The sequence below is a fragment of the Pseudolabrys sp. genome, from assembly GCF_035943735.1.
Classification (GTDB): Bacteria; Pseudomonadota; Alphaproteobacteria; order Rhizobiales; family Xanthobacteraceae; genus Pseudolabrys.
Window position 1 is genome coordinate 1 of sequence record NZ_DASZBV010000017.1, and the last position, 13,658, is coordinate 13,658.

Here is a 13,658-nt window from a genome sequence, read left to right on the forward strand (position 1 = left end):
CGCGAACGTCTACCGCGTCAACGGTCTGATCGACGACTGCGGCAAGATCGTCGGCGAGGGCAAAGCCAAAGTCGGCTGGTTCGACACCTCGACGCTGAAGGAGCCGTACCGCATCGAGGGCAAGAAGACGATGGGCCTCGAACTCGCCGAGCAGCTCGGCTGGGACGTGCCGGACGCAATCTTCTATCCAACCGGCGGCGGCACCGGGCTGATCGGCATGTGGAAGGCGTTCGACGAGTTGGAGAAGATCGGCTTCATCGGTTCGAAGCGCCCGCGCATGATCGCCGTGCAGGCGGCGGGCTGCGCACCGATGGTCAAGGCCTACGAGGAAGGCAAAGAACACGCGCCGCGCTGGGAGAACGCGCACACCATCGCGTCCGGCATCCGCGTGCCGCAGGCGGTCGGCGATTTCCTCATTCTACGCGCCGTGCGCGAGTCGAGCGGTTTCGCCATTGCTGTGGAGGATCCGGCGATCGAAGTGGCGCTCGACGAGATGGCGCGCGAGGAGGGCTTCCTGTTGTGCCCCGAGGGCGCCGCGACCTACGCCGCCTACAAGCAGGCGCTCGCCGACGGCCGCGTCAAGAAGTCGGACCGCGTCGTGCTGTTCAACTGCGCCAGCGGCTTGAAGTATCCGCTGCCGAAGATCGAGAAGAAACTCGATCGGCACGAGCCGATCGATTACGCGGCGCTGTAGCTTTTTGCTATCTCCTGGTCGCGGGAGGGTGACTTGCATGTGACTAATCGGTACTGCCGCTCCAGTTTAGCCGTGAAGGGAAGCGGAGCCGAGCTAGTGGGAGTGCGGGCTGAGTGTCCGCTCGCTAGTCAGTCCGCGGGAGGCAGTAGATAAACGTCGTCTCAAATGAGCGCGTACGCATGGACATCCTGTCGTTCGCCCGGAGCTTTGCGTTCGTGCTCAAGTGGACGCCGGCTCAGTCTCTAGAGGCGATCGACAGTCGCTATTCAAACCGCAGTGGTGTCATTGTCGAAAACGAGCGGGCAACGCTGCGGAAAGCAGGATGCTGAGTGACGTCCTGCACCCGTTCGTTGCCGAGATGATCGTGTGTCCGTCTCGAAGGCTGCTTAGGTAGTCCGCACCATACCGCAGCATTCTAGCTCTCCGAAATTGTCGATCGCGTGATATGTCCAACGACGATGTAGCCAGGAAACATCGCTGAGTGGCCGATCCCGCTTACGGGCTTGGACGTCCCTCTTCCGTCGCCTCGTTCGCGCTCTCCGTCTGTGCGAATCGTTGTGCGAACTTGTTCCCGATGTAGGCCTTGATAACCGTGGGATCGCGCAGCACGTCGGCCGGCCTGCCTTCGCTCAGCTTTGCGCCGTGATGCAGCACAATGATACGGCTCACCAGCGAGGCGATGATCTTGAGCAAATGCTCGATGATGACGATGGTGACGCCACGCGCTGCAATATTGCGGATTAGTGCCAGTGCCGCGTCGAGCTCGCCGGTGTTGAGACCGGCATTCACCTCGTCAAGGAACAGGAGACGTGGCCGCATGGCGAGGCTCTTGGCGAGCTCGAGGTGCTTGCGGTTGGCCAACGAAAGTTCGGAAGCGAGATAGCCCGCGTGACTGTCCAGTCCGGTAAATTCGAGACATTCGTGCGCCATCGTCACAGCGGCGGCATGGCCGCCATTGCGGCCTGAGAAGATCGCGCCTGCGAGCACGTTTTCGAAGACGGTCATTTCCGAGAAGGGCTGCACGATCTGGAACGTGCGCGCGATGCCTTGCCGGGCGATAAGGTGCGGGGTGGCCGCCGAAATATCGCGTCCTTCGAAGCGTACGGTGCCGGCGGTCTTCGGCAGGAATCCGGTGATGAGATTGACCAGCGTCGTCTTGCCGGCGCCGTTGGGTCCGATCAGGCCGACGATCTCGCCTGGCGCGAGCGACAAGGACACGTCGTTGACGGCGACGACGCCGCCGAACCGGCGCGTGAGACCCTGCACGTCAAGGATCGCTTCTGCCATGTCAGGCTGCTTTCGCCGTGTCGCGCCGCAGTAGCACCGAGCCGCGCTTGACGAACTCGCGCACGACTCCCTGCGGGATGAAGTAGATCACCGCGATGATGATCACGCCGAGCACGGCCGAGTGATAGTTGATGAAATTGATCCAGACGAAGTTGTCGAGGACCATATATATGACGGCGCCGACCAGCGGACCCAGCACCAGGCCCGCGCCGCCCAGCGTCACGATAACCGGCACGCTGATCGACATCAGGATATTGAAGGCGTCGTCCGGATTGATGAAAGCGACCATCGACGCGTAGATCGCGCCGGTTGCTGACATCAGCGCGCAGGACACGACGAAGGCCGCCACCTTGTAGCGCAGCACGCCGATACCGACCATCGAGGCGGCCTGCTCATTCTGCTTGATGCAGCGCAGGCCGAACCCGAATTTCGAGCGTGCGATCAGAAGCGTCAGCAGCAGCGCGAATCCCGCGAATGCGGTCATCACGAAGAAGAACAGCATGCCGACTTCGCGGGGCGAACCGGCCACGATCGGCAGGTTGAGGCCGGTGGCGCCGGCGGTGAGGGCCTCCCAGTTATTGGAGACCTCGCGCATGACCTCGACCACGGCGATGGTGCCGATCGCGAAGTAATGGCCGCGCATGCCGAGCAGGATGCGGCCGAGCACCGCAGAAAAGATCGCGCCGCCGAGCGCGGCGGCCGGCCAGGCAAGCCACATCGGTGCGCCGGCGTTCTGCGCAATGGCGCCGGCATAACAGCCGAAGCCGAAGAAGGCGGCCGTGCCGAAGGACGGATAGCCCATGTAGCCGCCGACGATGTTCCAGGCATAGGCGAGTGCGACGTACATCGCGAGCGTCGTGCCGGCCTGTAGCAAGAAATTATTGGCTGTTACGCCGAAGCCGATGGTCGCGAGTACGAGCGCGGCGCCGAATGCGATTGTCCAGGTGCGCTGCTGCGTCTTCATCTCACTCGAACCCGGACCTGCCGGCGATTCCTGCCGGCCTGAAGACCAGAATGGCCAGCATGATGACGAAGCCGACGGTCGCGCTCCATTGCGAGCCCAACGTTACCGCCCCGAAGCTCTCGAGCAGGCCGAGGACGAGACCGCCGATCAGCGCCCCCGGCACGCTGCCGAGGCCGCCGAGGACGCAGATGACGAAGGCCTTGCCGAGGAAGGTGCCGTCAAGCACGGGGGTGATGGGAAAGGCCATCGCCATGGCGCCGCCGCCGGCCGCAGCCATGAGCGCGCCGATGCCGAAGGTGACGGCGTAGATGCGTGGCACGTCGAGGCCGAGCAGGGTGGCAGCATGCCGGTCCATACGCACGGCGACGATGGCGCGGCCGATGGAGGAATGCTTGAGCAGCCAATAGAGCAGCCCGGTCAGCAGCAGGGCAAAGCCCATGGCGATCAGGCGCGCGACGGACAGGCTCAATCCTGCGATCTGCAGGCTGCCATAGCCAATAGTCAACGAACGCGGCGTTGCGGTGAAGACGTTGATCATCAGGTTCTGCGCCAGCAGATCCATGCCGAACGTCAGCGTGAAAGTGATGAAGATCGGCGCAGCCACGACCTTGTTGATGAGGCCGAGCTGAACGAGGTAGCCGATGGCAAAGAGAATGATGCAGGCCACCCCGGTCCACAGGATCGGGCTGCCCCCGAAGGACTGGACGCCGAAAATGACGATATAGGCGCCGAGCACGACAAAAGCGCCGTGCAGCATGTTGATGATATTGAGAACGCCCCAGACCAGCGAAAAGCCGACGGCCAGACACGCGTAGAGCGATCCGATCAGCAATCCGTTGATGATGTACTGAGCCAGCATTCCGTGCGCTTCGCCGATAGGAAGGCTGGCTGAGGATCAGGGAGCTGATCCGCAGCCGGCATCGAGGGGCAGGGCCGTCCGACTATTTCTGCAACGGGGTCTCGACGTTGCCGGTCTTCACCGAATCCGGTGCCAGCACTGTGAAGTTGCCGTTCTGGATCTGCAGGATGACAGGGCTCGCCACCTTGTTCTGTCCGTCTGGGCCGAACTTGACCGGCCCATAGAAGGTATTGAAGGTCTTGCTCGACAGCACCTTGCGCACCGCGGCGTGCTCGGTGGTCTTGGCCTCCTCGACGGACTCGGCCAACACCTCGCAGCCGGCGGTTGCCGCGGCCTCAAGATAGCTCGGCTCTTGCTTGTATTTCGCCTGGAAGACCTCGTCGTACTTCTTGGTGTCGCCGAAGATGTACGCGTCCTGGTAATTGACGCTGCCGTGCCACCAGGCGCTGCTGGTTACGTGGTCGGCGAGCGGCCCGAGGTTGCGCTGGTATTCGCGATAGGCGGCCGCAGCGTTCATCGTGACGATCTTCGGGTTGAGGCCGAGGCTCGCCATCTGCTTGCGCATCAGCACGAGCTCCTGGATGAAGCCGGTGGCATAGATCCAGTCCGGGTTCTTCGCCTTGATCTCGGTGAGCACGTTGGAGAAATCGAGCGTGTCGGGCGAGTAGAGGCCGTCATAGACGGTCTGCAGCCCTTCCTTTTCGGCCGACTTCTTCAGTTGCGCGCCGATCGCCTTCGGGAACAGCGAGTTCATCGCGATGATCGCCACGGTTTTCAAGCCGGGCACCGCCTTCTTGTAGTAGGCGGCTTCCGCGTCCGAGATCGCCTCGTTCGGGAAGAGGATGCCGTACAGGTTCTTGAAATGCTGGTCGAAGACCGACGGCGTTGCCGCAGCCGTCGACATCATCGGCAGGTCATAGCGCTCGGCGGTCACCGCGGTGACCTTGGTGGCGCCGGAGTTGTACGGCGCCATGACGAAGTCGACCTTGTCGACGGTGGCCATGCGCTGGATCATCTGCGACGCCTTGTTGGTGTCGCTCTGATAGTCGTATTTGACCAGATCGATCTTGCGCATTTCGCCGCCGACCTTGACGCCGCCCTTGGCGTTCACCGCGTCGACGCACATTTCATAGCCGTGCAGCAGCTTGCCACCTTCGTCAGCAAGCGAGCCGGTGAGCGCGACCGGTGCGCCAAGCTTGATCGGATCGGCCGCGTGACCGGGCGTGACGAAAGCGAGCGCCGACACCACGGCGGCGCCGGCCGCAAAACAATTCCTCTTCGCGGTCTTGATCATCCCTTCATCTCCCCTGACGAAAATCGTGCTGCGAGCCCAGACTATCGAAAACGTTAGCATACGGCTTTTCGCTGTCAACTTTTTGGGACAAGAGCCAAACGTGTGCCACCTTGCGGAGGGCGGCGGGCGAGGGGAAAGGCAGGGGCTGACATGCGAATGGCATCTGCAAGCGCCGGCAAGGCGCTGATTCCGGAGCTTCGCGTTGATCGCGCCAGCTTTTTGCCCGGGCGCTGACGAGATTCTGGGCATGGCGAGAGGTCCTGATTTTAGCGACAAAACGCATCGCCGCGCACGGCCTGGCGCGGGCTGTGCAACGGTCGGGAGGATGACCGAGGATGGCCGACACAGGCGTTCGTGCCACTCTGGTGCGGTGCGCACTTTGCGTCCGACAAGGCGTCGAGGGACCAGGAAACGACTCCGCCGGCGATCGGCGCGCGGTGCGGACTGGACGCCACCAAATGCGTAATGTACTCTTTTCGTTACACTAGTTTCCGCGCTTTCGGACCCCACATGATGCCTGAACCCCTGCTCAGCGCCCGTGCTCTCGAAAGCGGCTACGGCGACGTGCAGGTGCTGTGGGGCGTCGACATCGACGTCGCGCCGCGGTCGATCGTGTCGATCGTCGGCTCCAACGGAGCGGGCAAGACGACGCTGCTGCTGACGTTGTCCGGCATGCTCAAGCCGCGACGCGGCAGCGTCGCCTTTGCCGGTGAGAGCCTGGCCGGCCTCAAGCCCAGCCAGATTGTCACGCGCGGTATTGCCCATGTTCCGGAGGGGCGGCGGCTGTTCAAGACGCTGAGCGTTCGCGACAACCTGTTGCTCGGCGCCATCCACCGCAACGACGGTTCGGCCGTCCTGCGCGACCTCGACTTCATCTATTCGGTCTTCCCGATCCTGCGCGAACGCGCCGGGCAGGATGCGACCACCTTGTCCGGCGGCGAGCAGCAGATGTGCGCAATCGGCCGCGGGTTCATGGCGCGACCGAAGCTGCTGATCATCGATGAACTGTCGCTCGGCCTGTCACCCGGCATGGTCGAGGTGCTGGCGGAAAGCCTGGCCAAATTCCGCGATCAGGACATGGCGATCCTTCTGGTCGAGCAGGATGTCATCACGGCTTTCGAGATTTCGGATTACGGCTACGTGCTGGAGTCTGGCCGCGTCGCCTTCCACGGCGAACCGGACCAGCTCCTGAACACGGCCAGAATCCGCGACTCTTATCTCGGCATGTAGCGTGAGAACCGCGGCATGAAAGCCCCGAACATCACCTATATCCGTCCGTGCTCGCTCACCGAGGCGTGCCGCATCCTCGCCAAGCACGATGGCGAGGCGGTGCCGCTCGCGGGTGGACAGAGCCTGCTCGCCGCGCTCAATCTACGGCTCGCTGCGCCGAAGCTGCTCGTCGATATCGGCGAGTTGCAGGAACTGCGAGATTCATCGTTCGGCTCCGGCGATATCCGCCTTGGTGCTCTTACCCGCCATCACGAACTGCTCGACAGCGACGAGGTAAGACGCGCGCTGCCGCTGCTGCCGCGCGCCGCCGCCTTTATCGGCCATGCCGGCATCCGCAATCGCGGAACGTTGGGCGGGAGCCTCGCCTTCGCCGATCCTGCGGCGGAGCTGCCGGCCTGCGCCGTCGCGCTCGGCGCGACCATCTCGATCGCCGGGCCGGGCGGCGCCCGCGAGCTGGCGGCCGCAGATTTCTTCACCGGGTTGATGGAGACCGCGCTACGGCCGGGCGAACTGATCGCCGCCGTGCGTTTCCCCGCGGCCACGCAAGGCACGCGTTATGTCATCGACGAGCTGTCGCGCCGTCACGGCGATTTCGCCGTCGCCGGCCTAGTCATCGCCGCGCCGATGGACGGCAAGCGTGTCGGCGAGGCACGCATCGTCTATTTCGGCTGCGTCGACCGCGCCCAGGTGGCGCGCCAGGTCTCCACCGCGCTTAGCGGCCGCGAGTTGACCCAATCCACCGTTGAGGCCGTGATCGACGCGGTCGGCGAGGATCTCGCGCCGGACGACACGCCCGGCTGGCGTGCCGAAACGAAATTGCGGCTGGCGCGAACGCTGACACGACGCGCGCTGGCGCAACTGACAGGAGCGGCGGCATGAGTGTGGCCGAGAGCGGGCACGAATTCATCGACGTCGAAGTAATTGTCAATGGCCGCACGGTGCGGAGCCGGGTGCGCGCCCGCCAGCATCTTGCCGATTTCCTGCGCCAGGAGCTTGAGCTCACCGGGACCCATCTCGGCTGCGAGCACGGCGTCTGCGGCGCCTGCACGGTGCTCATCGACGGCCGCACCGCGCGCGGGTGTCTTACTCTGGCGGCGCAGGCGCACGGCAAGCGCATCGAGACGGTCGAAGGCTTGTCGGGGCAGGGCGCCTTCGCGCGCCTGCAGGACGCTTTCATCGGGTTGAACGCGGCCCAGTGCGGGTTCTGCACCTCGGGCATGCTGCTGACCGCTTACGAGCTGGTGTCGGAAAAGGTGCCGCGCACGCGCAACGAGATTCGAGACTATCTGTCCGGCAACATGTGCCGCTGCACAGGTTACCACGCCATCATCGATGCCGTCGCCTCGGTGCTGGCCGAAGTCGCGCCAGCTTGAGGAAACTTCCATGAGCGAGGCGACTACAATCGGCAACGTCATTGGCGCCAGCATCCCGCGGCGCGAGCTCAACCGGCTGGTCAGCGGCAAGGGCCGTTACATCGACGATATCAAGCTGCCGCGAATGCTGCATCTCGCCTATGTGCGCAGCCCGCATCCGCACGCGCGCATCAAGGCGATCTCGACCGAGGCGGCCCTGGCCGCGGCAGGTGTCGAGGCGGTGCTGACCGCCGCCGAGATCAATCCAATGTGTCAGCCGCTCGTCGGCGTGGCGCAGCACCGGCCCGGCCATAGGTCGCCGCCGCAGAAGCTGCTCGCCGAGGAGCGCGCGCTCTGGCAGGGTCAGCCGGTGGCTGCGGTGGTCGCTGCGACACGCGCCGAAGCGGAGGACGCGGCTGCTCTGGTCGAAATCGCATGGGAGCCGCTCGAGCCGGTCTGGCTGCCGCACGATGCGCTCGATGCCAGACGGCCGGTGGTGCATCCGGAGCTTGGCGACAACGTCGCCTTCGACTTTAGCATCGAGAAGGGCAATGCCGCCAAGGCCTTTGCCGAGGCGGCGGTGATTGTCGGTGACGATTTCCGCTTCGAGCGCCAGCAGGCAATGACGCTGGAAGCGCGCGGGCTGATCGCCGATTTCAATTCCGCCGACGGCACCCTCACGGTGCACCATGCGCACCAGTCACCGTTCCAGATGCAGGATCTCTATAGTCGGCACTTCGACATCCCCGAGCACAAGGTGAAGGTCGTCGCACCGGATATCGGTGGTGGCTTCGGCATGAAGCTCAATGTCTACACCGAGGAGTTGGCGGCGGTCGCCGCCAGCATCCGCCTAGGCCGGCCGGTGAAATACTGCGCCGACCGGCTGGAGGCGTTTCTCGGCGATGCGCATGCGCGCGATCACGTAATGAGCGCGCGCATGGCCGTCTCCGCCGACGGCAAGATCACCGCTATGGAAGTCGATGATGTCGGCGCCGTCGGGGCTTACGGCATGCCGCTGCGTTTCAACGTGGCCGAAGGCATGATGCTGATCACCATGTGCGGCGCGCCTTACGATTTCTCCGACTATAAGGCGCGCACGCGCTCGGTCTACGTCAACAAGAATTTGATCGGCATGTATCGCGGCGTCGGAATGCCATTCGCCTGCATCCTGCCGGAAGTGCTGGCTGACCGCGCCGCCAATCAGCTTGGCATCGATCCGGTTGAATTTCGCCGCCGCAATTTCCGCCGCAAGGAGACTTTCCCCTGCCTAACGCCAGGCGGTCAGAGGCTGCAAGGACTATCGTTGCAAGCAAGCCTCGACAAGCTCGTCGTCTCGATGGACTACGACGCGCTGCGCGCCGAACAGACAGAGTTGCGCAAGCGTAGCATCTATCGCGGCATCGGCATCGCTACTTTCCTCGAGCAAACGGCTTACGGCCCGCCATACTATGGACCGTCCGGCGCGCGGATCTCGACGCAGGACGGTTGCCATCTGCGGCTGGAGCCGTCGGGCACGATACGCTGTGTCACCAGCATCACCGACCAAGGGCAGGGAACGCTCACCGGAATCGCGCAGATCGTCGCCGATAGCGTCGGCGTCGGTTACGATGATGTCGGCATGATTGCCGGCGATTCGACTATCTCGCCTTACGGCGGCGGCGCCTGGGCTTCGCGCGGCATGATGGTCGGCGGAGAGGCAGCGCTCGGTGCGGGCCGCAAACTGAAGGCCAACATCCTCGCCTTAGCAGGCGCCATCACACAGACGCCCCTCGGCGATCTCGACATCGTCGCCAGCCAAGTGGTGAATACGGGCACCGGCATGGCTGTCATCAGCCTCGCCGACGTCGCCAAGATCGGCTACTTCCGCCAGGACACGCTGCCGCCGAAATTCGACGTGCAGCTTTCTGTCACCCACAGCTTCGTGACCGGCGAGCTCTGCTATATCGCCAATGGCGTTCAGGCAAGCTATGTCGAACTCGATCCGGAGACGGGCTTCATCAAGATGCTCGGCCAGTGGGCAGTTGACGATTGCGGCCGCATCATCAATCCGCTGCTGGTGAACGAGCAAGTGCGCGGCGGCATCGCGCAGGGCATCGGTGCCGTGCTCTACGAAGAATGCATGTACGGACCCGAGGGCTATCTCGAAAACGGCACTATGATCGACTATCTGCTGCCGATGGCCGCCGATCTTCCCGACATCGTGGTCGAGCACGTGGAGACGCCGGAGGCGTCGACGGATCTCGGCGCCAAAGGTATCGGCGAGGCAGGCCTGATCGGCGCCATGGGCGCGGTATGGGTGGCGGTAAACGACGCGCTTGCGCCGTTTGGCACCGCCATCACGCATCAGCCGTTCACACCTGAGCGCGTGCTCGATGCGCTAGCGAAGTCCACCCGCGGGTAGCTAGCTGCGTGCGCTCGTAGATATTCTGAAAATCCAGAAAGTCGACAGTCCGAAGTTGCGCCGGTGCGTAACGTCCTGCGTCAAAAGCGCATCTAAACAATGTGACTCATGAATAAATTGCCGGCGCTAATGACGGGTAGGAATTTGCAGCACGCTGGTTCGCCTCCGCCTTGGCGAGGAGCTCGCGCAGGTAGGCGGCCGCCTCGCGGCCCTTGATTGCGGTGTACCAAGCTTCCTTCACGACGTCTTCGTGCAGGCTCAGCGCGTCCGGCGCGGAGCTCACTACGGCGACGCCGACGCGGATGTTCGGACGTTCGCCGAGGCGGAACGGGCTGATGGTGAGCACGTCGCCCGAGCGGCGGCGGAAGATATGGAAGCCCATGTGCGGCAGGCTGTCGGTGACGAGGCCGACCTGCACGCCGATCGACTCCTCTTCGGCGATCGAGGCGAAATGCTCGACCTCGGCGCGCGCCATGTCGCGGCGCACCGCCTTTTGCCGTTCGGTCAGGGTGACGCGGCCGATCAGGCCGTTGTTGAGGAACGGCTCGATCTGCATGGCGGAGATGAGATTGACGATCGGCGGCTTGCGCTCGTGATAGGCGCGTTTGCGCTCGTGCAGGATCTCCATGATCTTCTCGACGTCGGCCAGCGCCTTGGCGCGATTGGACAGGTCGTCGGGAATGCTCTCGCGCAGCACCTGGTCGAGCGCCATCTCGAAATTGTTGGAGCCGAGCAGAAAGGAAATGGGGCCGGACAGCACGACGATGTGCTCGGCCGTCTCCTCGAGCTGCCGGATGCGCTCGAAATAGGCGACCGCCGACGGGATGTATTCGATGCCGACGCCGAGCAGGGTCGGCAGCGAGACGTTCAAGAGCTCGGACAGACGCTCGAGCGTCTCGATCTTCGCCAACTCGCCCTTCTCGAAGCGGTACAGCGCGGTCCGCGAGATGCCGAGCCGGTCGGCGACCTCGTCGGCGCTCAGTCCGGACGCCAGCCGGAAGGCCCGCAGGCGCTGTCCGATCTCGTCATATTGCAGCGCCATTTGCCTTTGCTCCAGAGCTCAACACAGTTGAGCCGGGGGGACCGCCGCGCGCGTTCACGTCACATTCCATCGGTCGCTTTCGTCGTTGTGTACCATAGCGCGCCATCATGTCTTCCTAACGCTGTAAAGCCGCATTTCACGATGGCGTTTAGCGGCCCCGCAACTGTTCAGCAACTTCGCCAAATCCCGCGACTCTCTCGCGATTGCGTCGGACGAAGCGCTGACGGCACTTATCGTTATCTCGCGAAAGAGCATCGCATATGACGGCGGATAAGCGCGCTCGGTATCACGCGCTTTCTCGCCGTAGTTTTGGCTGAGCGCCTGCTGATGCCTTGGGCTGAACCGGCCATCGTTAGTGCCGCAATTATCGGTCGATCAGCTTTGAGGCGGAATGATCAGCTCCCTGTTATCGGCTCCGGCTTCCCTGTTCCCGCGAGTCATTTTCCCTGATCTAGGGAGTAGGGAATGTGGCTCTAACCCGCTGATTCGCCGCGCCAAAAGATGCTGGGTTGGCCATGGCCGGCGGGATTTCATCGAAATTCCCTGCAAAATTCCCTGTTTGCAGGGAATTCGTTGAGAGACCGGCGCGATCAGCACTGCCGCCCCAGCCAGGCAGTCGGGTCTCTCCCCCAGGTGGTCGCTAAAAACGCGAAAAGGCCGCGAAACCGCGACGTCTTGTGGCTAGAGACGGGTCTCCGGACTACCGAATTCCCAGGGTACGTGCCGACGTACGGGGAAATCTCCAGGCACGTCCGCCAAAATTCCCATTTTGGGGAGACGGGAGCCGGAGACTGGCGTCTCGCGTGGCGGGGAAGCCATCGGCTTGTCCGGCCGCGATTGGTTCGTGCCCTCTAAGCGCGCACACGAGAGCGCCCGCCGCAATCCTCAGCCGCAAGCAAAACGTCAAATCATACCCGAAACGACGCCCCAGCCGCGTCTTCCGCGCGGCTATTTAACGCGCGGCGATATACAAGCTGAATTAGCGAAGTACTATATGCACGGCGTCGTGTAGTGTTTCTTGTATATCGCGGCCAACCGAGGCGGCGCGAAGATTCGGTTGACGCGATACCGGCGGTTGATTGCTTTCACCGGATCAGGTCCGGATACTCGGCCGCGGGAAGTTCGGGGCTAGGCTTGTGATTGTGAAAAAGGCGACCGTTGCGGTCGCGTGGGTAACACTGACAGCTATCGCCGTTGCAGGCTGCTCGTCGCAATCGACGTCCATCGTCGGTGACGATGCGGCGCTGTGCCAATATTCGACAGATGCAGGCAGCGGCGATGACATCTCGCGTTGCCGCGGCCGTCTCGACGACCAGCACCGGCGTCTCACCGCGGGCAACGCGACGCGGATCGACGGCTACGCCTTGCTTAATACGCCTGAGCAGCAGCCGAGCGCCGTGGTCGATCGATGTAAGACCCCGAACGCCCCGAAAGATTGTGGCGCGGGCGACATAACCGGCACGATTCCTGCGGGACCGAGGCGCTGAGACGGAAGGTCTCAGCCAGCTGAAGTCACTATGTTTCGGCAGGCCCGCGGAGGCCATCAGCGCTTTGGTCTGCCGAAGGCGTTCAAGATAGAGCGGGCTTGCGTTCGCTATCGGCAAGGAAACATTGTCAGGTGTCGATCCGGGCCGCAGTTTCGTACCGGCTGCGATGGCAGCCTCGGCGTCCTTGTGTCGGCCGAGGCGTTCATAGGCCGCGGCAAGGACGAAGTGCGTACGGCCCGGCGCTGGCGGTGATTGCGAGCGAGCGCTGCAGCCATGGCAACGCGTCATCACGACAATCCGGTATCACATAGATCAGGCCAATGCCGAGCAACCAGGTCCGGCGGGCAACCTGCCGCGTTTTCGGTGCCGGGGTCGCGGTCTGCGCGAAGACGCGCTCGCCACATTTCGGGAAGCCGACCGGTTCGACAGGACTCATTGAAAGAGACTGTCTTCGCTGAAGTGAATGTTTGGCCAGACCGTCTCCACCAGTTCTTGCTTGCTGACGATGCGTCCGGCGTTTTGCGCCAGTTGCCGCTACAGCGTTAACGACTTACGGCGCCGGTGAATGACTTCGCCGTCAGGCTGGGGCAGTTCGGCGCACGTCGGGTCGACTTCGAAACCGGCGAAGCTAAGCACGAGATAGCCGTTATGCCGGCCATCGGCACTTTAACCTGGCTATCAAGAAAATTCAGAATGCCCCCGGAATTTTCGAGACTCACGGCGGCAAAACGTGAAATCCTTTATAAGAGTTTAACGAAGTCGGCGAAGGCCGCTGGGGAGACAGTCTTGTCGTTGCGATTGCGCGAGAGCGCGGGCCCGAACGGGTCCCGCTTGCGTTGCGCTGCTAGTGCGTTGGTCGCGCTGGTAATTTCGCGCGTCTTGGCGTTAGGCGCGGCTAAGATTGATAGCCGAATTGGCGTTGGCAGTCGACGTTCGTGCACAGCCCATGCTGCTGCCTTAGCGGTAATGCCGAACTACCGCGGCCGCGGCGAAGGCGGGCTCCGCGTAATTCCCGAACGCCCTAACCGCAATTTTAAATTGATTGTAA

12 protein-coding genes are annotated in these 13,658 nt (G+C 63.1%); 7 read left to right on the forward strand and 5 right to left on the reverse strand.

Going from position 1 to position 13,658, the window contains the following annotated elements; translation table 11 throughout:
* Together VGV41_RS11185 and VGV41_RS11190 are read left to right on the forward strand one after the other, a co-directional pair.
* The coding region (locus tag VGV41_RS11185; protein ID WP_326863914.1) for a threonine synthase at positions 1 to 694 on the forward strand (694 nt) is incomplete at its 5' end.
* A gap of 179 nt (positions 695 to 873) precedes the next feature.
* On the forward strand, positions 874 to 1,023 hold the full coding sequence (locus tag VGV41_RS11190) for a hypothetical protein (protein ID WP_326863915.1): 150 nt from the start codon (positions 874 to 876) through the stop codon (positions 1,021 to 1,023).
* A gap of 166 nt (positions 1,024 to 1,189) precedes the next feature.
* Here the strand turns inward: VGV41_RS11190 and VGV41_RS11195 are convergent, their stop codons facing one another.
* The 4 genes from VGV41_RS11195 to VGV41_RS11210 form a co-directional block, all read right to left on the reverse strand.
* Positions 1,190 to 1,981 (reverse strand): ABC transporter ATP-binding protein, encoded by a 792-nt coding sequence (locus VGV41_RS11195; protein ID WP_326863916.1) that lies wholly within the window; start codon positions 1,979 to 1,981, stop codon positions 1,190 to 1,192.
* A gap of 1 nt (position 1,982) precedes the next feature.
* The gene (locus VGV41_RS11200; RefSeq protein ID WP_326863917.1) at positions 1,983 to 2,945 is read right to left on the reverse strand and encodes a branched-chain amino acid ABC transporter permease; all 963 of its coding nucleotides are present in this window, start codon (positions 2,943 to 2,945) and stop codon (positions 1,983 to 1,985) included.
* Between the two features lies 1 nt (position 2,946).
* Positions 2,947 to 3,804, reverse strand: a complete 858-nt coding sequence (locus VGV41_RS11205; protein WP_326863918.1) for a branched-chain amino acid ABC transporter permease — start codon at positions 3,802 to 3,804, stop codon at positions 2,947 to 2,949.
* An 82-nt stretch (positions 3,805 to 3,886) separates the two neighbouring features.
* The gene (locus VGV41_RS11210; RefSeq protein ID WP_326863919.1) at positions 3,887 to 5,098 is read right to left on the reverse strand and encodes an amino acid ABC transporter substrate-binding protein; all 1,212 of its coding nucleotides are present in this window, start codon (positions 5,096 to 5,098) and stop codon (positions 3,887 to 3,889) included.
* Between the two features lie 510 nt (positions 5,099 to 5,608).
* Between VGV41_RS11210 and VGV41_RS11215 the strand changes: the two genes are divergently transcribed.
* The 4 genes from VGV41_RS11215 to VGV41_RS11230 are packed head-to-tail and all read left to right on the forward strand — an operon-like array spanning position 5,609 to position 10,081.
* Entirely contained in the window at positions 5,609 to 6,328 is a 720-nt protein-coding gene (locus VGV41_RS11215) for an ABC transporter ATP-binding protein (protein WP_326863920.1), read from the forward strand.
* A 15-nt stretch (positions 6,329 to 6,343) separates the two neighbouring features.
* The gene (locus tag VGV41_RS11220) at positions 6,344 to 7,207 is read left to right on the forward strand and encodes a xanthine dehydrogenase family protein subunit M (RefSeq protein WP_326863921.1); all 864 of its coding nucleotides are present in this window, start codon (positions 6,344 to 6,346) and stop codon (positions 7,205 to 7,207) included.
* The gene (locus tag VGV41_RS11225) at positions 7,204 to 7,701 is read left to right on the forward strand and encodes a (2Fe-2S)-binding protein (protein ID WP_326863922.1); all 498 of its coding nucleotides are present in this window, start codon (positions 7,204 to 7,206) and stop codon (positions 7,699 to 7,701) included. Before VGV41_RS11220 ends, VGV41_RS11225 begins: the two co-directional genes overlap by 4 nt.
* Before the next feature lie 10 nt (positions 7,702 to 7,711).
* Positions 7,712 to 10,081, forward strand: coding sequence for a xanthine dehydrogenase family protein molybdopterin-binding subunit (locus VGV41_RS11230; protein WP_326863923.1), 2,370 nt, complete (start codon positions 7,712 to 7,714; stop codon positions 10,079 to 10,081).
* Between the two features lie 106 nt (positions 10,082 to 10,187).
* On the opposite strand, the gene VGV41_RS11235 is transcribed toward VGV41_RS11230, so the two are convergent.
* On the reverse strand, positions 10,188 to 11,123 hold the full coding sequence (locus VGV41_RS11235) for a helix-turn-helix transcriptional regulator (protein WP_326863924.1): 936 nt from the start codon (positions 11,121 to 11,123) through the stop codon (positions 10,188 to 10,190).
* Between the two features lie 1,142 nt (positions 11,124 to 12,265).
* Between VGV41_RS11235 and VGV41_RS11240 the strand changes: the two genes are divergently transcribed.
* The gene (locus VGV41_RS11240) at positions 12,266 to 12,610 is read left to right on the forward strand and encodes a hypothetical protein (protein ID WP_326863925.1); all 345 of its coding nucleotides are present in this window, start codon (positions 12,266 to 12,268) and stop codon (positions 12,608 to 12,610) included.
* The last annotated feature ends 1,048 nt before the right edge of the window (positions 12,611 to 13,658 follow it).